The organism is Pseudomonas sp. MF4836, assembly GCF_002018875.1.
Taxonomy (GTDB): domain Bacteria; phylum Pseudomonadota; class Gammaproteobacteria; order Pseudomonadales; family Pseudomonadaceae; genus Aquipseudomonas.
In genome coordinates this window covers 20,827-47,613 of sequence record NZ_MVOL01000010.1, presented here as the reverse complement: position 1 = coordinate 47,613, position 26,787 = coordinate 20,827, and the positions used below count along the sequence as shown (strand labels likewise).

At 66.0% G+C, this 26,787-nt stretch carries 24 protein-coding genes; 13 read left to right on the top strand and 11 right to left on the bottom strand.

The window, feature by feature from the left end:
• The first annotated feature begins 6 nt into the window (after window positions 1-6).
• The 8 genes from MF4836_RS22380 (at window position 7) to MF4836_RS22345 (ending at window position 10,677) form a co-directional block, all read left to right on the top strand.
• Window positions 7-957 carry a DUF58 domain-containing protein gene (locus MF4836_RS22380; protein WP_078472100.1) on the top strand — a complete coding sequence of 317 codons (951 nt, stop codon included), beginning with the start codon at window positions 7-9 and terminating at the stop codon, window positions 955-957.
• The gene (locus MF4836_RS22375; protein ID WP_078472099.1) at window positions 954-1,478 is read left to right on the top strand and encodes a DUF4381 domain-containing protein; all 525 of its coding nucleotides are present in this window, start codon (window positions 954-956) and stop codon (window positions 1,476-1,478) included. Before MF4836_RS22380 ends, MF4836_RS22375 begins: the two co-directional genes overlap by 4 nt.
• Window positions 1,465-2,457: a vWA domain-containing protein gene (locus MF4836_RS22370; protein WP_078472098.1), complete on the top strand. Its 993-nt coding sequence runs from the start codon at window positions 1,465-1,467 to the stop codon at window positions 2,455-2,457. The genes MF4836_RS22375 and MF4836_RS22370 overlap by 14 nt, the downstream gene beginning before the upstream one ends.
• A gap of 1 nt (window position 2,458) precedes the next feature.
• The gene (locus MF4836_RS22365; RefSeq protein WP_078472097.1) at window positions 2,459-4,051 is read left to right on the top strand and encodes a VWA domain-containing protein; all 1,593 of its coding nucleotides are present in this window, start codon (window positions 2,459-2,461) and stop codon (window positions 4,049-4,051) included.
• Window positions 4,048-5,385, top strand: a complete 1,338-nt coding sequence (locus MF4836_RS22360; protein WP_078472096.1) for a BatD family protein — start codon at window positions 4,048-4,050, stop codon at window positions 5,383-5,385. Before MF4836_RS22365 ends, MF4836_RS22360 begins: the two co-directional genes overlap by 4 nt.
• Entirely contained in the window at window positions 5,382-6,404 is a 1,023-nt protein-coding gene (locus MF4836_RS22355) for an HAD family hydrolase (RefSeq protein ID WP_078472095.1), read from the top strand. The genes MF4836_RS22360 and MF4836_RS22355 overlap by 4 nt, the downstream gene beginning before the upstream one ends.
• A gap of 74 nt (window positions 6,405-6,478) precedes the next feature.
• Window positions 6,479-8,065, top strand: a complete 1,587-nt coding sequence (locus tag MF4836_RS22350; RefSeq protein WP_078472094.1) for an arylsulfatase — start codon at window positions 6,479-6,481, stop codon at window positions 8,063-8,065.
• A gap of 92 nt (window positions 8,066-8,157) precedes the next feature.
• Complete coding sequence (locus MF4836_RS22345) at window positions 8,158-10,677, top strand: fused MFS/spermidine synthase (protein WP_078472093.1); 2,520 nt, start codon at window positions 8,158-8,160, stop codon at window positions 10,675-10,677.
• 139 nt (window positions 10,678-10,816) lie between these two features.
• On the opposite strand, the gene MF4836_RS22340 is transcribed toward MF4836_RS22345, so the two are convergent.
• On the bottom strand, window positions 10,817-11,488 hold the full coding sequence (locus tag MF4836_RS22340) for a DUF3313 domain-containing protein (RefSeq protein ID WP_078472092.1): 672 nt from the start codon (window positions 11,486-11,488) through the stop codon (window positions 10,817-10,819).
• A gap of 213 nt (window positions 11,489-11,701) precedes the next feature.
• On the opposite strand from MF4836_RS22340, the gene MF4836_RS22335 reads away from it, so the two are divergent.
• On the top strand, window positions 11,702-14,065 hold the full coding sequence (locus MF4836_RS22335; protein ID WP_078472091.1) for a tetratricopeptide repeat protein: 2,364 nt from the start codon (window positions 11,702-11,704) through the stop codon (window positions 14,063-14,065).
• A 207-nt stretch (window positions 14,066-14,272) separates the two neighbouring features.
• Here the strand turns inward: MF4836_RS22335 and MF4836_RS22330 are convergent, their stop codons facing one another.
• Window positions 14,273-14,767, bottom strand: coding sequence for a DUF934 domain-containing protein (locus MF4836_RS22330; RefSeq protein ID WP_078472090.1), 495 nt, complete (start codon window positions 14,765-14,767; stop codon window positions 14,273-14,275).
• Entirely contained in the window at window positions 14,764-16,437 is a 1,674-nt protein-coding gene (locus MF4836_RS22325) for a nitrite/sulfite reductase (RefSeq protein ID WP_078472089.1), read from the bottom strand. The genes MF4836_RS22330 and MF4836_RS22325 overlap by 4 nt, the downstream gene beginning before the upstream one ends.
• Window positions 16,438-16,871: 434 nt before the next feature.
• Here MF4836_RS22325 and ccoN point away from each other — a divergent pair, with 434 nt between their 5' ends.
• From ccoN to MF4836_RS22305, 3 genes are all read left to right on the top strand, one after another.
• Complete coding sequence (gene ccoN, locus MF4836_RS22315; RefSeq protein ID WP_078472282.1) at window positions 16,872-18,299, top strand: cytochrome-c oxidase, cbb3-type subunit I; 1,428 nt, start codon at window positions 16,872-16,874, stop codon at window positions 18,297-18,299.
• 54 nt (window positions 18,300-18,353) lie between these two features.
• Window positions 18,354-18,572: a hypothetical protein gene (locus tag MF4836_RS22310; RefSeq protein ID WP_078472088.1), complete on the top strand. Its 219-nt coding sequence runs from the start codon at window positions 18,354-18,356 to the stop codon at window positions 18,570-18,572.
• A gap of 70 nt (window positions 18,573-18,642) precedes the next feature.
• Window positions 18,643-19,068: a hypothetical protein gene (locus MF4836_RS22305; RefSeq protein WP_102047932.1), complete on the top strand. Its 426-nt coding sequence runs from the start codon at window positions 18,643-18,645 to the stop codon at window positions 19,066-19,068.
• A 20-nt stretch (window positions 19,069-19,088) separates the two neighbouring features.
• Here the strand turns inward: MF4836_RS22305 and MF4836_RS22300 are convergent, their stop codons facing one another.
• Both MF4836_RS22300 and MF4836_RS22295 read right to left on the bottom strand, forming a co-directional pair.
• The gene (locus MF4836_RS22300; RefSeq protein WP_078472087.1) at window positions 19,089-19,580 is read right to left on the bottom strand and encodes a hypothetical protein; all 492 of its coding nucleotides are present in this window, start codon (window positions 19,578-19,580) and stop codon (window positions 19,089-19,091) included.
• Between the two features lie 69 nt (window positions 19,581-19,649).
• Complete coding sequence (locus MF4836_RS22295; protein WP_078472086.1) at window positions 19,650-20,426, bottom strand: helix-turn-helix domain-containing protein; 777 nt, start codon at window positions 20,424-20,426, stop codon at window positions 19,650-19,652.
• Between the two features lie 80 nt (window positions 20,427-20,506).
• Between MF4836_RS22295 and MF4836_RS22290 the strand changes: the two genes are divergently transcribed.
• A complete protein-coding gene (locus MF4836_RS22290) occupies window positions 20,507-21,202 on the top strand; it encodes an aspartate/glutamate racemase family protein (protein WP_078472085.1) in 696 nt (231 codons plus the stop codon).
• Window positions 21,203-21,322: 120 nt separating this feature from the next.
• On the opposite strand, the gene MF4836_RS22285 is transcribed toward MF4836_RS22290, so the two are convergent.
• From MF4836_RS22285 to MF4836_RS22260, 6 genes are all read right to left on the bottom strand, one after another.
• Window positions 21,323-21,841 (bottom strand): GNAT family N-acetyltransferase, encoded by a 519-nt coding sequence (locus tag MF4836_RS22285; RefSeq protein WP_078472084.1) that lies wholly within the window; start codon window positions 21,839-21,841, stop codon window positions 21,323-21,325.
• Between the two features lie 92 nt (window positions 21,842-21,933).
• A complete protein-coding gene (locus MF4836_RS22280) occupies window positions 21,934-22,911 on the bottom strand; it encodes a LysR family transcriptional regulator (protein ID WP_078472083.1) in 978 nt (325 codons plus the stop codon).
• A 43-nt stretch (window positions 22,912-22,954) separates the two neighbouring features.
• A complete protein-coding gene (locus MF4836_RS22275; protein WP_078472082.1) occupies window positions 22,955-23,905 on the bottom strand; it encodes a peptidylprolyl isomerase in 951 nt (316 codons plus the stop codon).
• Window positions 23,902-24,396: a YbjN domain-containing protein gene (locus tag MF4836_RS22270; protein WP_078472081.1), complete on the bottom strand. Its 495-nt coding sequence runs from the start codon at window positions 24,394-24,396 to the stop codon at window positions 23,902-23,904. The genes MF4836_RS22275 and MF4836_RS22270 overlap by 4 nt, the downstream gene beginning before the upstream one ends.
• A gap of 19 nt (window positions 24,397-24,415) precedes the next feature.
• Entirely contained in the window at window positions 24,416-25,063 is a 648-nt protein-coding gene (locus MF4836_RS22265; protein ID WP_078472080.1) for a DNA repair protein, read from the bottom strand.
• A gap of 18 nt (window positions 25,064-25,081) precedes the next feature.
• The gene (locus tag MF4836_RS22260; RefSeq protein WP_078472079.1) at window positions 25,082-26,782 is read right to left on the bottom strand and encodes a putative porin; all 1,701 of its coding nucleotides are present in this window, start codon (window positions 26,780-26,782) and stop codon (window positions 25,082-25,084) included.
• Window positions 26,783-26,787 lie beyond the last annotated feature (5 nt).

Here is a 26,787-nt window from a genome sequence, read left to right as displayed (position 1 = left end):
GTTGCCATGTCCGCCGTACCGCAGGACGCCGATGGCCTGGTCTATGTGTCGCTGGCGCAGTTGATGGCCTTGCAGTTCCAGGCCCGCGCCTTGAGTTTTGTCGCGCGCCAGCCCCAGGGCAGCATCCTCGCCGGCAACCATGCCTCGCGCCTGCGCGGGCGCGGCCTGAACTTCGACGAATTGCGGCGCTACCAGCCGGGTGACGACCTGCGTCACCTCGACTGGCGGGCCTCGCTGCGCACCGGCAAGCCAGTGGTGCGCACCTTTACCGAAGAGCGCGACCGCCCGGCGCTGATCGTGCTCGACCAGCGCATGTCGATGTTTTTCGGCTCCCGCCGCAGCTTCAAGTCGGCCCTCGCCGCAGAGCTGGCAGCGCTGGCGGCGTGGATGGTGTTCAACGCCGGCGACCGGGTCGGCGGGCTGGTGTTCAACGACCAGCGCATCGACAGCGTCTCGCCCTTGCGCAGCCGCAAGCGGGTCGAGGCCTTGTGCAGCCGTATGGTCCAGCACAACCAGCAGCTCAACGCCGGCAACCCCGACTGCGAAGGCGACGATCAGTTGGACAAGGTCTTGCAGCAGTGCCTGGTCCTGGCCGGTCACGATCACCTGCTGTGCATCGTCAGCGACTTCGCCGGGGCCGGCCCGCGCACCTTGCAGTTGCTGCGACAACTGGCCAGCCACAACGATGTGATCGCGATGCAGGTCTACGACCCGCTGGCCCTCGACCTGCCGCAAAACGGCCGGCTGCTGGTGACTCAGGGCGAACTGCAAGTGGAGCTGGCGGTAGAGCGGCGGCAGGTGCACCAGCCCTTGGGGGATTTTCTCGGCGGTCGGCTCAAGGACGTGGCCACCCTGCTGCGCCGCAGCCAGGTGCCGCTGATGATGTTCAGCACTGCCGAGGAGGCCCTGCCGCAACTGCGCAGCGAGCTGGGCAAGGCCGGAGCGCCGCGCCGATGAAGCCCGATATCCCGAGCATCGACCAACTCCAGGAACTGGGCCTGCCGGCACCGGTCAGCTACGCGCCGCAGACCTGGGGCTGGTGGCTGTTGCTGGGGCTGCTGCTGATCGCCCTGCTGGCAGGGGCCGCCCGGCGTCTCTGGCAATGGCGCCGTGATCGCTACCGGCGCGAGGCCTTGCAGCGCCTGGAACAATTGCAGGCCAGCAGCGAGACCCTGGCGGCCCTGCGGGAATTGCCGGAGCTGCTCAAGCGCGTCGCGCTGTCTATGCCGCCCAGGCTCCAGGCGCCCTGGCGCCGGCCCGTGCTTGCGGCACCCTCGGCGGCGCCGCTCGGTGGCGCGGCCTGGCAGGCTTTTCTGCGCCAGCACAGCCGCCAGCCGCTGCCGGACGACTTCAGCCGGCAACTGGCGCAACTGGCCTATGCCCCGGATGCCGTGCTCATGCAACTGCCCGTCGAACAACGCCGGCAACTGTTCGACACCTGTCGACACTGGGTGGAGCAGCATCATGTGGCAGCTTGATTACCCCTGGATGTTATGGCTGCTGCCGCTGCCCTGGTTCGGCTATCGCTACCTGCCGGCCTACCGCGAAGCGCGCAGTGCGGTGCGGGTGCCGTTTTTTGCCGCCATGAGCCGCGCCGTCGGCGCCGCGCCGCGCCAGGCCGGCAGCCGCGACAACCGCTGGCAGCTGGTGCTCAACTGCCTGGTCTGGGCGCTGTTGCTGCTGGCGACGGCGCGCCCGGTGTGGGTGGAAAAACCCATCGAGCACCAGCAACCGGTGCGTGACCTGATGCTGGCCATCGACATTTCGCAATCGATGCAGACCACTGATTTCAGCGACGCCAACGGCCAGAAAATCAACCGCCTGGACGCGGTGAAACAGGTGGTGCACGGTTTTATCGAACGGCGCAAGGACGACCGCCTGGGGCTGATTCTGTTTGGCAGCGGCGCCTACCCCCAGGCGCCCCTGACCCTGGACCACGCCAGCCTGTCGCTGCTGCTGGACGACAGCGGCATTGGCATGGCCGGGCCCAACACCGCCCTGGGCGACGCCATCGGCCTCAGCCTGAAACTGCTGGAGCAGGCCCGGGAGCCGCAGAAAGTGCTGATCCTGCTCACCGACGGTAACGACACCAGCAGCGCCATCGCGCCCCTGCGCGCGGCCCAGATGGCAGCGGCCAAGGGCGTGGTGATCCACACCATCGGCATCGGCGACCCGAATGCCGAAGGCGAAGCCAAGGTCAACCTCGGCGTGCTGCAACAGATCGCCAGCAGCACCGGCGGCCGCTACTTCCGCGCCGAAGACCGCAACGCCCTGGATCAGGTCTATGCCACCCTCGACCGCATCACCCCGCACCAGGTCAAGACCTTGAGCCACCAGCCCAAGCGCGAGCTGTTCCATTGGCCCCTGGGGGCGGCCCTCGGCCTGCTGGCCCTGTATCACCTGCTGGCGGCCCTGGTTCCGCGCCTGAGCCAGCCGCGACAACGGCAGGAGGCCTGAGATGGAGATCAACCTCGGCGACTTCCATTTCCTGCGCCCGCTGTGGCTGCTGCTGATGGTGCCCGGCGCCCTGCTGCCGCTGCTGTGGCGGCGCAGCCATGACCTGCAACGCCGGCTGCGGGGCACTATCGCGCCGCACCTGCTGCCGCACTTGCTGATCACCCCCAGCGACCATCAGCACCTGCGCCCGGTGCACCTGGCCAGTGCCCTGCTGGTGCTGGGCGCCCTGGCCAGCGCCGGGCCGACCTGGGAACAGGACCGCCCGGATTTCCTGGAAAACCGCGCGCCGCTGATCATCGCCGTCGACCTGTCGCCGTCGATGGATGCCAGCGACCTGCAACCCACCCGCCTGGAAGCGGCCAAGCACAAGCTGCACGACCTGGTCCTGCGTCGAGCCGGCGCGCGCACCGCGCTGATCGCCTACGCCGGCAGCGCGCACCTGGTGCTGCCGGCCACCGATGACCCGGCGCTGCTCGACAGTTTTATCCAGGCCCTGGGCACGGACCTGATCGCCCGCCCCGGGAAGAATGTGGCGGCGGTGATCGAGCAGGCCAAACGCCTGCTGGCCGCCGAACACAGCCCCGGCAGCCTGCTGCTGGTCAGCGACGGGGCCGACACCGCGCAACTCCCCGAGCTGGGCCAACAGCTGCAAGGCAGCCTGTTGCAGGTACTGATCCTGGCGGTAGGCAGCGCCCAGGGCGGAATCATCCGTGGCCCTGACGGCCAGCCGCGCACCGATGCCGCTGGCCGGCCGCAACTGGCCAGCTTCGACCCCGCCGCCCTCAAGGCCCTGGCCTCGGCCCTGGACGCGCCCCTGGGCAGCCTGACCCTGAATGACGACGACCTGGACTGGGTCCAATTGCATGCCCAGGCGCATTTCCAGGCCGCCAGCGACGAGCAGCGCGCGCTGCACTGGAAGGATGCCGGCTACTGGCTGTGCTGGCCGCTGTTGCTGCTGGCGTTGTTCAGCGTACGCCGTGGCTGGAGCCTGAACTGGAGCGCGGTGCTGGTGCTGGGCCTTGGCCTGGGCTGGCAACCGGCACCGGCCCAGGCCAATGCCCTGGTCGACGCATTTTTCACCCCGGACCAGCAGGGCCGCTGGGCCTTCGAGCGCCAGCATTACCCGGCGGCGGCCGCGCTGTTCGTCGACCCCTACTGGAAAGGCATCGCCGCCTACAATGCCGCCGACTTCGACCTGGCCCTGGCCAGCTTCGCTCGCCTCGACACGCCCCAGGCGTACTTCTACCTGGGCAATATCTACGTGCGCCGCTTTTCGTTCGACGCGGCGATCAGCGCCTATCAGCAGGCGCTGAAACTGCAACCGCAGTTCCCCGAAGCCACGGCCAACCTGGCCTTGGCCCTGGCCCTGAAAAAAGACACCGACAGCGCCGAGCAGAACGCCCCCGAGGTCAAGCCGGACCAGATCAAGCTCGACCTGCAACCGGGCAAGGGCCAGAGCAAGGCCGTGCAAACCCAGCAGGCGGCCAGCGATGAGCTGTGGCTACAGAACCTGACGACGTCGCCGGCCAAGTTCCTGCGCCAGAAATTCAGCCTGCAAGACCTCACCCCTCAACCCCAGCCGGTGGCGCCATGAACCGCCGATCAGCCGAGCAAGGCGCCCGGTGGCTAGCACTGTGGATCGCCTGCGCCACGGGCCAGGCGGCGGCCGATGACGCCCAGCTGCGGGTCATGACCCACCTCGACCCCGGGCCGGCGGTGGTGGTCGGGGAAACCCTGCAGTTGCAGGTCGACGTGCTGACCAACACCTGGTTCACCGGCGCCGCGACCCTGCCCGACCTGGACCTGCCCGGCGCCCAGGTCATGGCCCCCGGTGGCGAGGCCCAGCACCTGAACCTGGAACTGCAAGGCCAGGCCTTTTACGGCATGCGCTACACCTACCGCATCACCCCGACCCAGGCCCGGGACTTTGTCATTGCGCCCTTTACCGTACGCGCCACCCCCGGCCAGGCCAGCACCGAACTGAGCGCGCAGACCGCAGCCCTGCACTTTAGCGCCAGCCAGCCGGCCGGTTTCAGCCCAGGTGAACACGTGCTGGTGGCCCAAGGCGTGCGCCTGACCCAGACCCTGATCCCGTCCGCGACCCCGCTCAAGGTCGGCGACAGCCTGACCCGCGAGTTGACCCTGCAAGCCGACGGCCCACTGGGCATGGCGCTGCCGGCGCCAGCACTGGTGGCGGTCGATGGCCTGGACCGCTACCTGAAAACCCCGCAGGTCGGCAACCTCGACGACGGCCGCGGCAGCATCAGCGGCGGCCAGCGCATCGACCGCGCAACCTACCGCATCCAGCGCGAAGGCCGCTTCAGCCTGCCGCCGGTCCAGGTCAAATGGTGGGACAGCCGCCAGCACCGGGCGCAAGTCACGCAGGTGCCCGAGTACACCTTCAACGCCAGCGCCGGCAGCGCCGCGCCACCGGTGTTCGCCATCGCCGAGGACCTCAAGCGCCTGGGCCGGGGCGACTCGATTCGTCTCTCGCAACGGGTGTTGGGCCTGGGCTTGCTGGTGATCGTGCTGGGCCTGGGGCTGTACCTGATACGCCCCTGGTGGCAACGCGCACGCCAGGCCTGGCAGCGTCGGCGCCGGGCGCGTCAGGCCGCCTGGCTGGGCTCCAGCGCCTGGGCCTGGCGTCAGGTTCCCGGCCAGTTGCAGCAACGGCCGGGGCAACTGGGCGCGCTGTACCTGTGGGCGCGTCGCCAGCACCTGGGTCTGGGCCTGGGTGCCCTCGGCTCACGCCTGCAACACCTGCTGCGTGCCTGCTATGGCCGCGAGGCCACACCCGATCCCGCCCTGGACCAGCTACGCCAGGCGCTGCCTGAACTCCATCGACACAGCGCCAGCCGCGCTGCACGCCCTGCCCAGCCGTACCCGCTACGCCCCCTCAACCCCGGTCAAGAGAAGGACTTCCCATGACGCCATTCAAAACCCTGCACCCGCGCCAGGCCCTGGCCGTGCTGTTGCTGCTCGCCCTGCCGCTGCTGGCCCGGGCCACCGAACCCCTGCCATCGTGGCAGGACGGCCCGGCGAAAAAGAGCATCATCGAATTCGTCGAAGCGGTGACCACCGAAGGCTCCAAGGACTACGTCAAGCCTGCGGAGCGCATTGCCGTGTTCGACAACGACGGCACCCTGTGGAGCGAGCAGCCGGCGTACTTCCAGGTGCTGTTCGCCTTTGACGAGATCAAGCGCCTGGCGCCGCAGCACCCGCAATGGAAGACCACCCAGCCGTTCAAGGCGGTGCTGGAGAACGACCACAAGGCCCTGGCCGCCGCCGGCATGGACGGCCTGCTGAAGATCATCGGCGCGACCCACACCGGCATCACTACCGAAGCCTTTATCGACAACGCCAAGACCTGGCTCAGCCAGGCCCGCCACCCGAAAACCGGCAAGCCCTACACCGACATGATTTACCAGCCGATGCTGGAGATGCTCGACTACCTGCGCAGCCAGGACTTCAAGACCTACATCGTGTCCGGGGGGGATACCGCGTTTATGCGCGCCTTTGCCGAGACGGTGTACGGCATCCCCCCGGAGCAGGTGATCGGCAGCAATTTCGTCACCCAGTGGCAGGTGCAGGGCGACCAGCCGTCGATCCTGCGCACCGCCAAACTGGCGCATAACGACGACGGCCCGGGCAAGCCGGAAAGCATCGACAGCATCATCGGCCGCCGCCCGATCCTGGCCTTCGGCAACTCCGACGGTGACCTGCACATGCTGCAGTGGACTGCCGCCGGCAGCGGCAAGCGCTTCATGGGCCTGGTGCACCACACCGACGCCAAGCGCGAATGGGCCTATGACCGTCAATCCTCGGTCGGGCGCCTGGACAAGGCCCTGGATGAAGCAAAAAAACGTGGCTGGACTATCGTCGACATGGCGTCCGAATGGCGCCGTATCTATCCGTTCGAGGCCAGCCTCCCCGAGCAGGTGCAATAAGAAAAAAGCGTAACGCAGGACCGCAATAAACGTTGGTCGCGCACAGCGACTCCAGCTAAAAAGGAGCAAGTCAGATGACTCGCATACGCAAGTGGCTACCGAAGTTCGCCCTGGCGGCAGCTTCGGTGATGGCGCTCTCGGCAACTGCCGGGGCGGCCGAAAAACCCAATATCCTGGTGATCTTTGGCGATGACATCGGGCAAACCAACATCAGCGCCTACTCCATGGGCGTGGTCGGCTACAAGACGCCAAACATCGATCGCATTGCCAAGGAAGGCATGCTGTTCACCGACTATTACGCCGAGAACAGCTGCACCGCCGGACGCTCATCGTTTATCACCGGGCAGACGCCGTTGCGCACCGGCCTGTCCAAGGTCGGCATCCCCGGCGCGCCGGTCGGCCTGCAAAAACGCGACATCACCATCGCCCAGGCGCTCAAGTCCCAGGGCTACTCCACCGGCCAGTTCGGCAAGAACCACTTGGGCGACCGCGACGAGTACCTGCCCACGGCCCACGGCTTCGATGAATTCTTCGGCAACCTCTATCACCTCAACGCCGAAGAAGAACCCGAGCGCCCGTACTGGCCCAAGGATGACGCGGAATTCGTCAAGGCCAACTCGCCACGCGGGGTGATCCACAGCTTCGCCGACGGCAAGATCGAAGACACCGGCGCCCTGACCAAGAAGCGCATGGAAACCATCGACGACGAAACCACGGCGGCGGCCCAGGCCTTTATCGAGAAACAGGCCAAGGCCGACAAGCCATTCTTCGTCTGGATGAACACCACGCGCATGCACGTGTTCACCCACGTCCGCGAGTCCATGGCCGGCCAGAGCGGCATGCCCGGCAACGAGTACGCCGACGGCATGATCGAGCACGACAACGATGTCGGCAAACTGCTGAAAACCCTCGACGACCTGAAAATCGCCGACAACACCATCGTCGTCTACACCACCGACAACGGCCCCAACCAGTTCTCCTGGCCGGACGCGGCCACCACGCCGTTTCGCAACGAGAAGAACTCCAACTGGGAAGGCGCGTACCGGGTGCCGGCGATCATCCGCTGGCCGGGCAAGATCAAGTCCGGCGAGGTCTCCAACGAGATGTTCTCGGGCCTGGACTGGTTCCCCACCCTGCTCGCCGCGGCCGGCGACGCCGGGGTCAAGGACAAGCTGCTCAAGGGCTGGGCCCCCACCACCGGCGGCAACAGCTTCAAGGTGCACCTGGACGGCTTCAACCAGCTGCCGTACCTGACCGGCCAGCAGCCCAAGGGCGAGCGGCACGAGTTCTACTACTTCAACGACGACGGGGTGCTGGTGTCGATGCGCTTCGACAACTGGAAAGTGGTGTTCTGCGAGCAGCGCGAGCCCGGGGGCTTCAGGGTCTGGAGCGAACCCTTCGTGTGCCTGCGGGTGCCGAAAATCCTCAACTTGAGGATGGACCCCTATGAACGCGCGGACGTGGTGTCCGACCAGTTCTACGACTGGAACACCAAGAACGTGTACCTGGCTGGGGTCGCGGTGACCAAGTCGGCCAAGTTCCTGGAAACCTTTATCGAGTACCCACCCAGCCAGAAACCGGCCAGCTTCAGCATCGACCAGATCCGCGCCGCCGTGGATGCCAAGATCGCTGAAAAAATGAAAGCGCAACCGGCGCAATAACCTGACCGCCGCTCACCTGGGTGAGCGGCGCCTTTTTTAGCGTCGTCGGCAGGTGCCGGCGACAGCGAACCTTCTGCACAAGGCTCAGCGCAATGACTTCACGCGTCGCCCGCAAACCGGCCGCCTCCGTGCCTTTGGCAGCGTCCCGCAGCCGGCTGCTGATCCCGGCCCTGCTGCTGTTTATCTCCGGCGCCGCGGCGCTGATCTACCAGGTGCTGTGGATCAAGCAACTGTCGCTGGTGGTGGGGGTCGAGGTGTATGCGATCACCACCGGCATCAGCGCCTTCTTTGCCGGGCTGGCCCTGGGCGGGCTGCTGCTGGGCCGCATCGCCGACCGCCTGGGCAACCCGTTGCGGCTGTACGCCGTGCTGGAATTGCTGGTGGCGCTGCTGGGCGTGGCGGCGACCTGGGGCCTGAGCCTGGCGGCGGCGCCCTTCGCCCGGCTGGAACAGCAACTGGGGCTGCTGGCCTGGGCCCTGCCCTTTGCCCTGGTGGGGATCCCGGCGCTGTTGATGGGCGGCACCCTGCCGGTGCTGGTGCGGGCCCTGGCGGCCGTGGCCCCGCAACAGTTGGCCCAGGCCGGTGGCCGGCTGTACGCGGCCAACACGGCCGGGGCGATTGTCGGCACCCTGCTCACTGCCTTTGTGCTGATCGCCGCCCTGGGCGTGCGCGGCAGTGCCCTGGCAGCGGCGCTGCTCAACTTGCTGGCGGCCGTCGCTGCCCTGGCCTGGTCCCGGCGCCAGCCGAGTGCTGCACCCGCCCCGGCCAGCGTCACCCGCGGCAGCCCGCCGGCACGCCTGGCGCTGTGGCTGTATGCCGTGGCCGGCGGCGTGGCCCTGGGGTATGAGGTAGTGTGGTCGCAGTCCATCGTGCAGTTCATGAGCACCCGCACTTACGCTTTTGCCGTGGTCCTGGCGACTTACCTCGCCGGGCTGTTTATCGGCAGCAGCCTGATGGCGCGCCGGGTCGATCGGGTGCGCGATCCCTGGGGCCTGTTCGGCCTGCTGATCGCCGCCGCCGGCCTGGTGGCGCTGCTGGAAATCGCCGTGCTCGGACGCTGGCTGATCCTCGCCCAGACCCAGGTCGAAGCCCTGGCCCTGGGCCTGGGAGGCAGCGAGTTGCTGGGCATGAGCGCGCGCTTTGCGGTGGCGGCCCTGAGCATCGTGTTTGTCCCGACCCTGCTGCTGGGCGCGGCCTTTCCCCTGGCCCTGCGCCTGTGTGTGGGCGCCGACCGGGTCGGCCATGACGTCGGCGCCGTGGTGGCGTGCAATACCCTGGGCGGCATCCTCGGCGTGGCCTTGTGTGGGTTTGTGCTGATACCGCTGCTGGGGCTGGTGCGCACCCTGGGGCTGCTGGCCCTGGTGGCCGCGATCATCGGCTACCTCGCCGTGCGCCGTGGCCAGGGGGTGGGGCCGGCGCGGCGCAAGGGGGTGATTGCGGTCGGCCTGCTGTCGCTGGCGGTGGCCTGCCTGACCCCGGTGGAGCGCCTGGCCGGGTTGTTGCCCGGGGCGCGCAATGGGCAGTTGAGTTTTTATCAAGAGGGGCGCGGCGGCACGGTGGCGGTGGTCACCCAGGGCCAGGGCGAACGGGCCTTCCAGCGCCTGTATATCCAGGGGGTGTCGAATACCGGCGACGCCATGCCGTCGCTGCGCTACATGCGCATCCAGGCCCTGCTGCCGCTGCTAATCCACAATGGCGAGCCGCGCTCGGCGCTGGTGATCGGCTTCGGCACCGGGATCACCGCCGGGGCGCTGCTGCAATACCCGTCACTGGAGCGGCGGGTGGTGGCCGAACTGCTGCCGTCGGTGGTCAAGGCTGCTCCGTTGTTCAAGGGCAACTTCAATGCCGCCGCCAACCCGGCGCTGGATGTGCGTCTGCGCGATGGCCGCCAGGAGCTGCTGCGCAGCGGGCAACGTTATGACCTGATCACCCTGGAGCCGCCACCGCCCTCCGCGGCCGGGGTGGTCAACCTGTATTCCCGGGACTTCTATCAGTTGGCGGCAAGCCGCCTGGAGGCCAAGGGCCTGGTGGCGCAATGGCTGCCGCTGCCGACCCAGAACATCGACGATTCCCGGGCGCTGGTGCAGAGCTTTCTCGAGGTGTTTCCCTACGCTAACCTGTGGACCAGCGAGTTCCACGAGATGCTGCTGGTGGGGTCCCTGGAGCCGATTGAACTGGACGTGGCGCGCATCAGCCAACGTTTTGTCCAGGACAGTGTGCGCGGTGCGCTGCAGGACGTGGGCATTGGCTCGGCGGCGGCGCTGCTGGCCACCTGGGTCACCGACCGCGAGGGCTTGCAGCGGTTTGCCGGCGACGCCCCGGCGGTGACCGACGATCAACCGCGCATCGAGTACGCGCCCTGGGTGCGGGCCAAGGAAATCAGCCGCGTACTGCCGGCCCTGCTCGACCTGCGCCGAGCGCCGACCCTGCTCAACGCCGATGCCGCCTTCAGCGAACGCCTGGGCGTCCACCAGCAACGCCTGATGCAGTTCTATCGCGCCAGCCTGCACGCCTACAACGGCGACCGCGCCGCCTGGGCCCGCGACATCCGCGAAGTCATGGCCGGCGACAGCGCCAACCCCTACTACCGCTGGTTCATCGCCAGCCCATAACCCCCGTAGCCGCTGCCGAGGCACGAGGCTGCGCTAGCCCTCCGCCCCACCGCAGTTCGCTCGGGATACTGCGGCGTCCGATAGGGCCAGCGTCCGAACGCGGCCCGAGCCTGCGGCAGCGGCTACAGCAATGGCCAGATCAATTCGCCTTGAGCTTGAGGTAGGACTGGTGCAGGTCCGAAGCCCAGCCGTCGATCACGCCTTTGACGTCGTTGGCCTGCATCACCTGGGTGTCGTTTTCCAGGGGTTTGCCGGTGCCTTTGCGCACCACTTGGGCCAACACCGCGTCGCTGCTGCCGTCGAGGAATACCGCTTCGGTGGCGAGGGTGGTTTCCTGGTCGCGGATGCCACTGGCGGTGCTGACGGCCGCAGCCACCAGGGCCACCGGGATGATTTCATAAGGCTTGAGGCCCTCGGTCTTGCTGCTGACCGCGGTGATCGCCGCGCGCACCACAATCACACCCGGGCCAGGGCCGTTGGCCAGCGGCAGGGACTTGCTCAACTCGCGCTGCAACGCCTGGTCGTAATAACGGGTCAGGCCGGACAAGGTGCTCTGGGGGATTTTTGCGGTGGGCTGGGGCTGAGGGTAGAACTGGGTCGGTTCGATATACACGCTGCGGTATTTTTTAACGTCGAGCTTGGGATCGATCCAGCGCATTACCTCCACCCCGGAGGGCGACTTGGCTTCCTTGAGCCGACTGTAGTCTTTAAGGAAGCCGGAATATTCGTCGGGTTGGGTGACGCTGCTCGAGCAGCCCGCGACCCCGAGCGAGGCGATGCACAGTGCGCTGATCATCAAGGCAAGCTTCATGCTGTAACTCCTGTCAGTGGCCAAACGATGCTGGCTAAGGGAATTACAGGTATAGCCAATGCGCGGCGCTTTGCCGGCCCTGGCGGCTTTTTTTATCCGCAGTTGCCAGCCAATTCACACTGCCCATTTGACAGACACCCGAGCCGCGTCAAAGCTGCATCCAGCATGAATGCGCACCCTGGCAGGTCAATGCCTCTGGATACGGAAGTCTGAATGCCCACGCCTAAAAATAACGCCACTGCTGCCCGACCTGATGCCCCCCCTTCCCTGATCAAGCGTTACCTGTTCCCCCCCAGCGCCGCCCTGTTGCTGCTGGTCCTGATCGGCCTGTGGTGGTTCATGCACAGCAGTCCGTCGCTGCCGCTGCCGTCCCAGGTTCAAGCCCCCGTCGCCCCGGCTGCCGCCGCGCCGATCAAGGCCGCGAACACGGCCCTGGCGCCGGCACGCATGGTCGATGAACAGCAATGCCAGGGCTGCCACAGCGAGCAGGCCAAGGACTGGCAGGGCTCCCATCACCAACTGGCAATGCAGGTGGCCGAACCCGAGACCGTGCTCGGCGACTTCAACGACCGCCGCTTTCGTGGCGAAGGCGAAAGCACGCGGTTCTTTCGCCAGGACCGGGAGTTCTGGGTCAACACCCCTGGGGCCGATGGCCAGGCGGCCGACTTCAAGGTGGCCTACACCTTTGGTATCGCGCCCTTGCAGCAATACCTGATCGACGTCGGCGAAGGTCGCCTGCAAGCCCTGGGCGTGGCCTGGGATACCGAAAAAAACCGCTGGTTCCACCTCTACCCCGGCCAGGGCGTGACCTTCAAGAACCCGCTGCACTGGAGCAAGCCGAGCCAGAACGCCAACTTCATGTGCGTCGAGTGCCACACCACCGGCTACAAGCGCAATTTCGACAGCCAGAAAAACACCTTCGCCAGCCAGTGGAACAGCCTGGGGGTCGGCTGCCAGGCCTGCCATGGCCCGGCCTCCAATCACCTGGCCTGGAGCGTGAAAAAAGACGACCTGATCCATAAGGGTTTCGCCGTCGACCTCAAGGACAAGGACGCCACCACCGAGCTGGAAACCTGCGCCCGCTGCCACGCCCGGCGCGCCCCCCTGGGCGATGGCTATACCGTCGGCAAGCGCCTGATGGACGACTACCTGCCCAGCACCCTGACCCGGGAACTCTATGCCCTGGACGGCAAGATCAAGGACGAGGTGTTCGAACACGGCTCCTTCGCCCAAAGCAAAATGTTCGACAAGGGCGTGCGCTGCAGCAATTGCCACAACCCCCACAGCACCGCGCTCAAGGCCCCGGGCAACGGGGTGTGCCTGCAATGCCACAACAGCGCCGGCCAAAGCCCGGTCGCGGGGGTCGACGGCAAGGGCCTGCAGGCCAAGAACTATGACTCCAGCGAGCACCACAAACACGCCATGGGCCAGCCCGGTTCGCAATGCGTGGACTGCCACATGCCCGGCAAGCTGTACATGGGCAATGACTTGCGCCACGACCACAGCTTCAGTATTCCCAACCCCGAGCGTGCGCAAAGACTCGGCACCCCGGACGCCTGCCTCATCTGCCACCAGGGCCGGGCCGGCGACACCATCAGCCAGCAATTCAAACTGTGGAATGCCCAGGCGACGCCCCAGGCGCCGCGCTATGACGAAAGCCTGTGGCTGATCCGCAATGGCCAGCCCGGGGCCGCGCAAGCCTTGTATGAACAGTTGCAACGCAGCAACTTGCCGCCGATCCAGCGCGCCACCCTGCTTGGCGAGCTGCCGGCCTACCCCAGTGAGCAAGGGTTGAACCTCGCCAGCAAGGACCTCAAGCACCCGGCGCCCCAGGTGCGTGAAAGCGCGATTCGCGCAGTCAGCGCCCTGCTCCCGCCGCCCGAGCGCACCGCACTCTATGGCCCCCTGCTGAGCGACCCGGTGCGCGCCGTGCGCATCGCCGCCGCCCGCGACCTGCTGGCTGCCGCCCGCGCTGGCCTGGGCAGTTTCCAGGCTGCCTGGGAGCAAGCCATCGGCGAATACCAGGCGGTGCAACTGAGCCTCGCCGAACGCGCCGAAGCCAACCTCAACCTGGCCATGCTGTACCAGGCCAGCGGCCGCAACGCTGAGGTCGAACCCAGCCTGCGTGCGGCCCTGCTGCGCGATGCGGACTTCTTCCCGGCGCTGGTGACCCTGGTGCAGTGGCTCGAAGCCAATGGCCGCAGCCAGGAAGCCCGGGAACTGCTGCAAAAAAGCCTGCAGCAGCACCCGGACTCGGCGCTGCTGCAACACACCCAGGGCCTGTTGTCGATTCGCTCGGGCGACACCGCCAAAGCAATGCCGGCCCTGGCCAAGGCGGCACGCCTGGAGCCGCAGAACGGCCAATACAGCTATGTGCTGGCCGTGGCCCTGCACGACAGCGGGCAACTGGAACAGGCCTGCGCCCAGCTGGAAAGCCTGCTCCAGCGCCAGCCCACCCAGCGCAATGCGCGCCTGACGCTGATCCAGTACTACCTGGACAACGGCCAGGAGCCCAAGGCCCAGGTGCTGCTGCAAAGCTGGAAAAAACTCAACCCCGGGGACCCGGCGTTGAAATAGCCCGCCAGGCCCTGATGCTGTTCGCTTAAGTGAGAAAGCTGGCGAACAGCAAGCTGGGGTGAGGGAGCTGGCACCTGCTAGAGCGGCCGACGTGACGGTGTGCAGTAGTCGCGTTTTTTGGGGCCGCTTCGCGGCCCAGCGGGAGCAAGCTCCCTCGCCACAGGTACGGTGTTCGTTCTTAAGTGAACAGCAGGTTCGACCAGGGGGCTAACGCCGGCGAAACAGCGGCCGTGGCTCGATCACCGAGCGCCCATATTGCACGCTCATGCCGACCAGGCCCTTGAGGGCATCGGTGGCGGATTTGTCTTCGCGCACGGCAAAGCTGTCGAAGCCGCACTGGCGCATATGGCTGAGCTGATCGCGCAGCACATCGCCGATGGCGCGCAACTCGCCGAGCCAGCCCAGGCGGGTGCGCAGCAGATAGGCCTGGCTGTAGGCACGGCCGTCGCGAAAGCTCGGGAAGTCCAGGGCAATCATCGGCAGCAGCTTGAGCCAGGGTTTGAGGCTTTCCACCTCGTCGTCCGGGCCCAACCACACCGCGTCCCGCGCCGGGTGGTGCTCGATGCGCCGGATCAGCCAGCGCGCCAGGGGCAAGACCAGGGGCCCGTCGGGCAACGGGCCGTCGACCTCGCGGACCAGGGTCCAGGCATCGTCCTCCACCAGCCGCGCTTCGCCTTCCTGCAGTTGCAACAGGTTATTCATGCCAGTGCCTCCTGGGCCTTGGGGTAGACCCGCTCCTTGAACGGTTCCAGGCCGATGCGGTTGAGGGTGTCGATAAACAGCTCTTCGCTTTCGCGGTAGCGCACGAAGGTAGCGATGATCCACTCGATCACCTGGGGGATTTCGGCGGCGCTGAACGACGGACCGATCACCTTGCCCAGGGTGCTGTCGCGGCCCTGGGCGCCGCCGAGGGTGACCTGGTACCACTCGCTGCCGTTTTTATCGACCCCGAGAATGCCGATGTTGCCGATGTGGTGGTGGCCGCAGGCATTGATGCAGCCGGAGATATTGAGGCTGATATCCCCCAGGTCGTGCAGGTAATCCAGGTCTTCGAAACGCTGCTGGATACCCTGGGCAATGGGGATCGACTTGGCATTGGCCAGGGCGCAGAAATCACCGCCGGGGCAGGCAATGATGTCGGTCAGCAGGCCAACGTTGGCGCAGCCCAGGCCCTGCTCGCAGGCTTGCTGCCAGAGGTCGAACAACAGCGACTTGGGCACGTCCGGCAGGACGATGTTCTGCTCGTGGGCCATGCGGATCTCACCAAAGCCGAACTGTTCGGACCAGTCGGCCACCGCACTCATCTGCTCGGCGCGGACATCCCCCGGCGGCGACGCCATGCCTGGTTTGGTCGAGAGCACCACGCAGGTGTAGCCCGGCACTTTGTGCGGCTGCACGTTGCGCGCAACCCAGCGGGCAAACCCCGGGTTCTCGGCCAGGCGCACGCCGTGGTCGAGGTCGATCTCGCTGCGCGGCGGGTAATCGGGGGCGACAAAGGCGCTGGCGACCCGCTGGTACTCGGCTTCGGTCAATTGCGCCGGGCCGTCCTTGAGGTGCTGCCATTCCTCCTCCACTTCCTTGGCGAAGGCTTCGATCCCCAGGGCCTTGACCAGGATCTTGATCCGCGCCTTGTACTTGTTGTCGCGCCGCCCGTGACGGTTGTAGACCCGCAGCACGGCCTCGACGTAGGACAGCAGGTGCTGCCAGGGCAAGCCTTCGCGAATCTGCAAGCCAAGGATCGGCGTGCGCCCCAGGCCGCCGCCGACGATCACCCGCAGCAGCATTTCCCCGGACCGGGTGCGGTACAGGTACAGGCCGATGTCGTGCATCATGATCGCCGCCCGATCCTCCCTGGCCGAGCAGATGGCAATCTTGAACTTGCGCGGCAGGTACAAGAATTCCGGGTTGATGGTCGACCACTGGCGCAGGATTTCCGCCAGCGGCCGAGGGTCGAGGATCTCGTCGGCGGCCACCCCGGCAAAGGCTTCGGTGGTGATGTTGCGCACACAGTTGCCGGAGGTCTGGATCGCATGCATCTCGACCTCGGCCAGGCGTTCGAGGATGTCCGGCACCTCGGCCAGCTCGATCCAGTTGAACTGCATGTTCTGCCGGGTAGTGATGTGGCCGTAGCCGCGGTCGTAGTCCCGGGCGATGCTGGCCAGGGTGCGCATCTGCCGCGCACTGAGGGTGCCGTAGGGAATCGCCACCCGCAGCATGTAGGCATGCTTTTGCATGTACAGGCCGTTCTGCAGGCGCAGCGGCAGGAACTCTTCCTCGCTCAGCTCACCGGCCAGGAATCGCTCGACCTGATCGCGAAACTGCGCCACCCGCTCAAAGACCAGGGCCCGGTCGTAATCGTCATACAGATACATGTCATTGCCTCATCAGTACTGCGCCGCTCCCTCCCGCCCCTCCAACCTGTAGCCACTCCCGCAGGCTCGGGCCGCGCTCGGACGCTGGCCTGCCCGGACAATCGGGGAGTGCCAGAGCGATCCTGGCCCAGCAACGGGCCAGCGCAGCCTCGTGCCACGGCAGCGGCTACAGGGTTGGGGGTCGCACGCTGGAGGGGGCGGACAGGGTTCTTGTGTGATGAAGACTATGGCGCAACAGCTCAGCGCGTTACAGATTCAGGTAAATACTAAAAAACCATATCAGGGCGCGGCCGATGGCCGCAGGCAGGCGAAAAATCTGATCCGTATTAATGCAGTTTTTCTGAGCCTGTTTTGTTTCGTCCATGCTTTCTACAGTTTGCGGCATGCCAGACCGGGTGGCCTGGCAAGACTTTGCAACCGTGGAAGAATTGACCATGAGCACAGCAACAATCGAACCGGCCTACAACTACAAGGTCGTTCGCCAATTCGTCGTGGCGACCGTGGTATGGGGCGTCATCGGCATGGCCATGGGGGTGTGGATCGCCTCGCAACTGGTGTGGCCGGAAATGAACCTCGACCTGCCCTGGACCACCTTCGGTCGCCTGCGTCCGCTGCACACCAGCCTGGTGATTTTCGGCTTTGCCGGCAGCGCCCAGTTTGCCGCCAGCTACTACGCGGTGCAGCGCACCTGCCAGGTGCGGCTGTACTCCGACACCCTGGCCGCCTTCACCTTCTGGGGCTGGCAATCGGTGATCGTGATCATGCTGATCAGCCTGCCCCTGGGCTACACCACCACCAAGGAATACGCCGAGATCGAGTTCAGCGGCGCGGTGTGGATGACGGTGGTCTGGGTCGCCTACGCCATCGTGTTCTTCACCACCGTGGTGCAGCGCAAGACCAAGCATATCTACGTCGGCAACTGGTTCTTCGGCGCCTTTATCCTGGTGATCGCCATGCTCCACGTGGTCAACCACCTGTCGATCCCGGTGGACTGGTTCAAGTCCTACCCGGTGTACTCCGGGGCCACGGACGCCATGGTCCAGTGGTGGTACGGCCACAACGCCGTAGGTTTCTTCCTGACCACCGGCTTCCTGGGGATGATGTATTACTTCGTGCCCAAGCAGGTCGGGCGCCCGGTGTACTCCTATCGCCTGTCGATCGTGCATTTCTGGGCCCTGATCACCCTGTACATCTGGGCCGGCCCGCACCACCTGCACTACACCGCCCTGCCGGATTGGGCGCAGTCCCTGGGCATGGCCATGTCCCTGATCCTCCTGGCCCCGAGCTGGGGCGGCATGATCAACGGCATGATGACGCTCTCGGGCGCCTGGCATAAATTGCGCACCGACCCGATCCTGCGTTTTCTGGTGCTGTCCCTGGCGTTCTACGGCATGTCGACCTTCGAGGGGCCGATGATGGCGATCAAGACGGTCAACGCCCTGTCCCACTACACCGACTGGACCATCGGCCACGTGCACGCCGGAGCCCTGGGCTGGGTGGCGATGATCACCTTCGGCTCGCTGTACCACATGATCCCCAAGGTCTTCGGCCGCGAGCAGATGTACAGCACACCGCTGATCAACCTGCACTTCTGGCTGGCGACCATCGGCACCGTGCTCTACATCGCTTCGATGTGGGTCAACGGCATCACCCAGGGCCTGATGTGGCGCGCGATCAACGACGACGGCACCCTCACCTACTCCTTTGTCGAAGCCTTGCAGGCCAGCCATCCGGGGTTCGTAGTGCGCTTTGCCGGCGGCGTGTTCTTCCTCAGCGGCATGCTGCTGATGGCCTACAACACCTGGCGCACCGTACGCGTGGCCGACCTTGGCCTGGCCGAGCGCGAAGCGCAGATTGCCTGACCACCCCGGGCGCCCTCTAGCGGGGGCGCCCGCCTTGCCCGGGAGTATTCACCCATGGAAATCCTCTTCAACCTGCTGGGCGTGGCCGGCCTGTACCTGTGCATCGAGTACTGCCTGCGCCACCACAACAGCCAAAGCCTGGACGATGCCAGCCTGATTCCCTTTGCCGACGACCCGGAAGTGGCGCGCCGGGTCGAGCTGGCCACCGGCAAGAAAGTCAAGGCCGTGGCCCCCGAAGAAGCCAGGCCGGGTTGGGGCAATATCGATATTTGAGGCCTGGACCACGGTCCGGCACCGGCCCTTTGGTTTAAGCTGCACGCCTGGTTTCACAAGGACGTCTGCCATGCACACTGACCACGACACACCCGGCAAGGCCGGCCGGCACACCCTGAAAACCCTGGCGCTGCTCGGCCTGAGCCTGACGCTGGGGGGCTGCGAGTCGCTGTTCATGCTCGGCTGCATGGGCCGCACGGCGTTGCAGATCGAACCCGGACAACTGCCCGCCGCCATCGTCGGCCAGCCCTATCAGGTCAGGTTGACGGTGCCGGGGTCCCATACGCCCCTGAGCGGGTTCTACCTGGACCCGGCCACACGCTTGCCCGAGGGCATCGAGCTGCGGCAGCTGGCCAATAGCGACTTCGCAGAGCTGTCGGGCACCGCGCACACCCCAGGGGTCTATCCGGTGCTGATCTACACCGCCAGCTACGGCACCCAATGCGCCGGGCAAAGCGCCGAGCGCAGCTATCAGTTGCAGGTCGTGGCGCCGTAGGCACGGCGCCGACGGCGGGATCAACCGCGTTCGCGGGGGATCAGGCTTTGCAGTTGCGCGGCGAGAAAGTTGCCGTCGAAGGCAAAGGTATCCGGGTCTTTCAGGCCGTTGGTCTTGCGCCATTGCCACGTGCCAGACGCCAGCCCCACCAGGGACACGCTGCCATAACGCGCCGCGGTCAGGCCCATCACCGCCAGTGAAATCAGACCACCGGCGCCCATCACATCCGGCACGAATTCCACCGGCTTGCCGGCGATCACGATGGTCAGTTTCTCGGTCTTGAAGGTCGAGGTTTCCACCGCCACGCTGGGGCCGAACGCGACATAGGGTTCGCGCGCGACTTCCAGCAGGTTGGGACTCTTGACCGGGTCCAGCCATTGCTCGATCTGGTCGAACAGCTCGCCGATACGGGTGGCCCAGACCGCCGACTGGCTTTCGAACAGCTGTTTCTTGTGCGCTTCGCTCTGGGCGAATTGCTTGAGCATCTCGCCCAGTTGCTGTACGTCGTCCATTGTCTTGATCCTTGAGTAAACCGGTGTTGCGGGTCTGGATCATGGCAGATGCCAGCCACGGCCGTATGACTAAAGTGCCCGTTGGCGCGCCCGGTACTGGCTGGGGGTCAGCCCCAGGACTTTGCGGAACGCACTGCCCATATGCGACTGGTGAGCAAAACCGGCGTCCAGGGCGATGCTCGCCAGCGCCAAGTCGCTGCTGTCGATTGCGCGGCGCGCGGCCTGGACCCGGGTCTCGATAAGCCAGGCGTGGGGTGTCATGCCGACGGCACGGGTGAAGTCCCGCAGAAAGCGCAGCTCATGCTGGCCGCAGCTAGCGGCCAGTTGTGCCAGGGACAACGGCTGCCCGTATTGCTCAGCCATCTGCTCCAGCACCCGGGCGAACTGCGCTGGACGCGGACGCGAGCACCCCGGTTCGGTCACCGCCTGCAAGGCCAGCAATTGCAGCGCGCAATGCTCCAGGGCCAGCACATCCGGGGTCGGCTCCAGCAGCAGGCGTCGTGCCTGCTGCGCCAATGCCAGGGCGCGGCCGTGACCCTGGCGCTGCACGCGGCCCGAGGTCAGGGGCAATACGCTTTGCAGGGCCTCATCGCGCCAGCGCAACAGCAGGTATTCGCCGCCGGTGTCCGACTCGGAAAAAACCTCGATCCCGGCCGGGGTCAGCGCCAGGGTGCCGGGCCAGGTGTCGAAGTCCTGGCGGTGGTCGCTGTCGATGGCATGCACGCCCTGCTGGCGCTCCAGGGTCACGCCCAGGGTTGACCGCTGCGCCGGGTCGCGCGCGCTGTAGGCCGAGCGCGGCAGCAGTTGCAGGCACAGTCGGTCATCGAGGAACGGCTGGCTCAGCATGTGAAATTTCCTGATAGAACGACGGGGCGTGTCGGCACACACTTTAGAGCATCTCAGGTAGTCATCAACAGGCACTTTGCATGCGAACCATCGGCCTTATCGGCGGCATGAGCTGGGAGTCCAGCGCCGAGTATTACCGGCTTATCAACCAGCAGGTGCGCGAGCAGCTCGGGCCCTTGCGCTCGGCAAAACTGCTGATGTACAGCGTCGACTTCGGGCCTGTCGAGCAGGCGCAACATGCCGGGCGCTGGGAAGATGCGGCGCTGATTCTGGTGGACGCGGCGCAGCGCCTGCAAGCTGGCGGCGCCGAGTGCATCGTGCTCTGCACCAACACCATGCACCGGGTCGCCGAGCAGATTCAGAACGCGGTCGAGGTGCCCTTTCTGCATATCGCCGACCCCGTGGCCCAGGCCGCACAGGAAGCCGGCACACTCAAGGTCGGGCTGCTGGGCACGGCCTTCAGCATGGAGCAACCCTTCCTCAAGGAGCGCCTCGGCGCCCAGGGCCTGGAAGTGCTGGTGCCGGACGCCGAGGAGCGCCAGGCGCTGCACCGGATCATCTACGAGGAGTTGTGCGTGGGCATCATCAGCGCCGAATCGCGCCGGGTGTATCAGCAGGTCATCGCCTCATTGATGGCCCGCGGCGCCCAGGCGGTGATCCTGGGCTGCACGGAAATCGGCCTGCTGATCAAGCCCGAGCACAGCCCCCTGCCCCTGTTCGACACCACCGAGCTGCATGCGCGGGCGGCAGTTGCCTTTGCCTTGCAGCAGCCCTGAAGCCGTCAGGTTTGGGCGCGGGATTGGCGCTTGGCCGAGGTTGTTTCAGGTAGGGCGTCGGCGCTGGTGAGGGCCAGCGCAGCCTTCGGCAGCGGCTACAGGGTAGCCGCTGACGGTGGGTCAGGCCGTGGGTGCTGGCCGCAGGCGCGCCATGCTCAGGGTGTCGACGTAACGCCCATCCCGCACGGCGTATTCGCGCAGCAGGCCTTCGCTGTCGAAACCGAATTTGTGGTACAGGGCGATGGCGGCTTCGTTGTCGGCGTACACCGTCAATTCCACGCGGCGCAGGTTCATCCAGTTGTCGGCCACATCCAATACCGCCGCCAGCAGACAGGTGCCAATGCCCTTGCCCTGCCAGGGCACCGCGACGCCCATGCCGATACTGCCGCAGTGAGCGCGGCGGATCCGCGAATACTGCTCGATGCTGCAACTGCCGATCACCGAGCCTTGATGCAGCGCCACCAGCGCCACGCGGCGCTCGTTGTCCGGGTCCAGGCGCTTGCGCCAGACCTCGCGCGACTGATACGGCATCTGCAACACCTGGCGCGCCACGGCCGGGTCGTTATAGAGGGCGGTGATGCCATCGAGGTGCGCCTCGCTGAAGCGTTCGATGACGATGGTCGGGTCACGGTGAGACATGGCAGGCTCGTCCTTGAAATCGGTGTGGCCGCCGAGTGTAAGCGGCCCGCCTCCGACTTGGCGAGCACCTCGCCCGCCTGCCGTCCCACCCGCTACTCGAACCAGTCGCGCCGCTCGTTGAAGGTGTTGAGGATCAGCTCCACCATCAACTCCACCGCCTGCGGGTGCTCGACCTGGGCATTGACCGCCATCCACGCCTGGCGCTGCATGCCCTCGGCGAACAACCCGGGCAAGGCCGTCAGCCCACGATCGAAGCAGCTCATGTAGCGCGGCAGCAGTCCGATGCAGGCGCTGCAGCGGATCATCTCCAGCATCAGTTCGTAGGCATGCACCTGCACCACCCCGGCCAGACGCTGTTCCACCAGGCTGTTCCAGGGACGCAAGGCCTCGATCTGGCGGTCATGCTGCCACTGCACCAGCATGTAGTCGGCCAGGTCATCCAGGCTGTCGGGGCGCGCCGCCACCCGCGAATAGCGCTTGGCGATATGCGGCAGGTAGTCCAGACGCGCCAGGGCTCGCGGCGTATCGGTGGCGAAGCTCGGCCCGGGCGCTGGCGAGTCCACCCCGGCCAGCCACAGCACCACATCGGCGCTCAGGGCTTGCAGCGACAGCTCGCTGTCGATCGAGATGATCTCCAGGCGCACGCTGGCGTTGCGCCGCAGCAGGGCAATCAGGTCGCGGCCGAGGATGTCGTGCAGGATCGACTCGGCCACCGCCAGGCGGATCAACGGCTGCTCGATCACCGGCAACCGCCGTTCATGGGCCAGGGCGATCAACTGCGCCTGTAACTGATGGCCTTCGCGACTCAAGGTCAAGGCACTCCCGTGGTAGCTGAACAATGAGCGCTGCACCTGTTCTTCGAGCAAGGCCAGCTGCTTGCGCAACAGCGTGGCCTTGATATTGAGGCTGCGCGCCGCCTGCATGAAACAGCCACAGCGGGCGCTGGCCAGAAAGTAGCGGGCCACCTCGGGGTCGATGGCGGCCGCCAGGGCCAGCCAGGCTTCCCGAGGTTCGCCGGACGAGCGATAAGGCGCGATGCCCTGGGGTGCAGCGGGTTCTAAAAAGGCCATTGTTGACTCCCTGTCTTATGGTTATTGCATCCATTGCCGGTGGCTAAAGCGGCTCCTCCAGCACTTTGTTCAATTGCGCGCCATCGATGCTCAGGGTCGCGGTGTTGAGCATGCCTTCGAGGTAGGCCTTGGCGATCTGCTCCTGGCGTTGCGCACGCAGGGCCTGGGTCAGCCGTTCTCGCAGCTCATCGAGGCTGGCCAGGCGCGCCGGCTGTTGCTCGACAAGCTTGAGCACATGGAACCCGGCCGCGCTCTGCACCGCGTCCGAAACCGACCCGGGCTTGAGCCGCGCCACCACGCCACGCACCTCCGGCACCAGTTGCTGCAAGGGCTGCAGGCCACTGTCGCCACCGCGCCGGGCACTCTCGCGGTCCTGGGAATACTGCGCGGCCAGGGCGCCGAACTCGGCGGGCGCGGCTTGGGCCCGGCGACTCAACTCCTGGGCCTGACGCCGCACCGAATCCAGGCTTTGCGGGTCATCGAGCGCCAGGAAGATCTGGCTGACCCGGTACAGCGCCGGGGTCATCCACCCCGCCTTGCCGCTGTCGTAGGCCTGTTGCAGTTCCGCCTCACTGGGGTAGCCCGGCGGCACCTGGCTGACCGAAAGCATGTAGTCGCGAAACACAATCTGCTCGGTGGCGGCGCGCATCTGCTGCTCGACCTCCGGGCGCTGGCGCCAGCCCTGGGCATCGGCCTGCTCCAGCACGGCCTTTTGCGCCAGGCGCGAACGAATCCAGGTTTCCAGGGCGGGACGATTACCCCGCAGTTGCTGCCGCGACTCTTCGGGCAGCGCCGCGAGCAGCGCCGTGAGCTCCGGCAGTGCCACCTGCTGATTGCCCAGGCGCGCCACCGCGGGCCCGCTTGGCTCGAGGTCGACGGCGGGCGCCGCCTGCTGGGCGGCCACCGGGTCGACGCCAGGACGCAAGGCCAGGCCCACGCCCACCACCAGCAGCGCCAGGGCCCCGGCGCCGATCACCAGGCTGGGCTTTTTCACAGGGCGTGCGCCTCTTCAGTGGGGGCCGGCGCGGGGGCAGCGGCGGCGGATTCCTGGGCCTGGAGCTGCGCCGCGTGCTGGCTGTATTCGCGCAGGTAGACGATGAATTCCTGCAACAGGCGGTCCCAGAGTTCCAACTGGCTGCGCAGGTGGCTTTCGCCAACACCGGCCACCACCACGTCCATTTCCATCACCAGAAACTCGCCCTGCAACGCCAGGCGAGCAAAGCGCCGCGAGGCATTCCACAGCTGCGCCAGGCCGTCCGGCAAATCACCCTGGACCCGCAACGCGCAGCTGTAGGTGAAGTCCACGTAGCTGCCCGGCTCCGCCGCCGGGTTGCCGAAGCGCACGGCAAAACCGATGCCCTGGCTGGCGCTGAGCAGTTGCACGATGGCGTTCTGTTCGCTCTGGTTGACCCGGTAGCCGGCCTCTTGCAGCAGCTCGGTAAGGCTTGGCACGGTGACGCTGGTAATCAGTTGTGGGCTGTTCATGCAGGTTCTTCCTTGTCAGTCAGTGGTTGATCGCAGCCTGGGGGGCATCGAAGCGGTTCTGGTACAGCCCGTCGCCAAAGCCCTGGGCCAGTTCCTCGAACTTGACCCGGGCGCCGCTGGCAAACGGCTGGCGGATTTTCATCACGTCGGCCACGTCGATTTTTTCGTAGGCCGCCAGTACCTCTTTGGCGACCTCGTACATCTGCTGATTCTTGACCGAACATTGCTGCACTTGTGTGTCACGTTCGGCCAATTGCCCTTGCAACCGCGCACGCTCGGTCTCTTTGCCCCGGGCCATGACCAGCAGCTCGTCATAGGCCTTCTTGAACTTGCCGGCCTGCTCGCTGCTGGCCGCCACCTGGGCCTGGGCCTGGCTGTGCAGGCTTTGCTGCTGGCCGGCCAGTTGTTCGGCCAGGGCCCGGGTCTTGTCCAGCTCGGCGGTCAGTTGCCTGATTTGCGCCTGGGCCTGCTTTGCCTGGTTTTCCGCAGCGCTGCGTGCAGCAGTGGCCTGGGCCTGTTCGCTTTGCAGGGCCTGCAATTGCGCGGTGGTGCTGCGCAGCTGAGTGCGCAGGCGCTCCTCCATGCCTTCGGCCGAGGCACCGCTGGCGGCCAGGCCGCCCAGGGCCAGTAACAGGCAGCAAGCGCCTGCCCGGGTTCGCGTGTTCATGTGGCGTCTCCCTGCGCGTCAGAAGCGCGTGTTGATTTCCAGCTGCATGACGTCGACTTCAAACGGCGCGCCATACACCTCTGAAGCGCTCAGCCAACGGGCGCTGGCGTAGATGTTCTTGTCGATGCCGTAGTTGCCGCCAATGAAATAACCCTTGGCGTTGGTGCCGCCCAGGTGAAACGACGAGTCGTTGAAGCCGTCCGGCAAGGCGTCGGGCTGGATGTACTTGTAGCCAGCCAGCAGGTTCCAGTCGCCGGCCTTTTTCATCTCCAGCGCGCTGCCCAGGGTGAACTGCACCATCAGCGCGTTGGCGCCGCTTTCAAACTGGCCATTGCGGTTGATGTTGTTGACGATTTCGCCCTCGCTGCGCTTGAGCATCTCGCCCTTGTCGTAGGCCAGGTTGTGAATGAAGTTGGTCTGGCTGCGCAGCTTGAGGTCGTCCGGCAACTCGGCATCCCACACCAGGTTCAGGTCGAGCACGTCGAACTTGGACGCCAGGCCGACGTACTGCGGCTGCGGGGTCAGGCCGGGCGTGGCCGGGTTGGGGCTGATATCGCGCAGCAGGAACACGCTGTTGCCCTTCTGCATGAAGGCCACCCGCGAGCCGTCACTGTCACACGCCGGCTGCCCGGCCCAGGGTGCGCAAGGGCTGGAGCGCTGGCCTTCGATGTCGTCGAAGCGGTAGTAGGCCAACGCGCCTTTGAGGCTGTTGCCACGATTGATCCGCCAGTTGGCGCCGATCTGCCCGCCGAACAGCCATTTGTTGTCGCTGTCTTCCTTGTCCAGGCCGTTGCTGCTGGCGGTGTCGGAGCTGTACTCGACCGGGAACGCGCCCAGGGTGCCGAACAGCCCCCAATCACTGTTGAGCGTGTGATTGAAGATCGCCGCCACGCCGTCGAAGTTGAGGTCGTTGGAATACATCATGTCGGTGGAGAAAAACGGGTTGGCGATCCGCCCGCCGGTCAGGGTCAGGTCCTGGGTAGCCTTCCAGGTCAGGTAGCCCTGGTCGAGCCAGATGTCCTTCTTGCCAAAGCCGCCGCCCAGGGTCTGGGTGGTGGATACCGGGTTGTTGTCGGAACCGGTGCCGATCCGCACGCCGGCGGTCCACTCCGGTGAAATCAGCGCTTTCATGCCCAACCGTGCACGCAGGCGGAACAGGTTTTCCCGATCTTCGCGGGTGTTGAGCAAGGGTGGCAGCTTGGTGTTGGTGTCTTTGTTGACGTCGTAGGGGCCCGTGTCGTTGAGCTTGGCGTAATCGACGATTTCATTGCTGTTGTTGCCCGAGTAGTAGCGCGACTCGTCCCGCAGGCGAATGTCGCCGTCGAAGCTGATGCGCGACACCCAGTCGGGGAAGGTGTTGGGCTGTGCCCAGTTTTCCTGCTTGGCGGTGGCCATGACCTCGGCCTTGACCTGATCGCGGATCTGGTCGCGCACCGCCGCCGGTACGTACTGCACCCGCACATCCCCCGGGGCGGTGGCGGGGCCGGCCGCCACCGCCGTCGCATTGCTCGCCTGACGGGCCTGGCGGGCTTCGCTTTCAGCCTGGGCAATCAGCCCGTCGGCCTGTTCCTGCTTGAGCACGCCCTGCTGCACCAGCAGGCGGATCAGGTTGATCGTGGCGTTTTCCGAAGGCGCAGCCGGAGCGGCCGTCGCCTGGCCGACCAGGGTCGCAATGACCATGCCGACCGCCAGGGTCAATCGATTCACGTGGGAAATCATCTGCA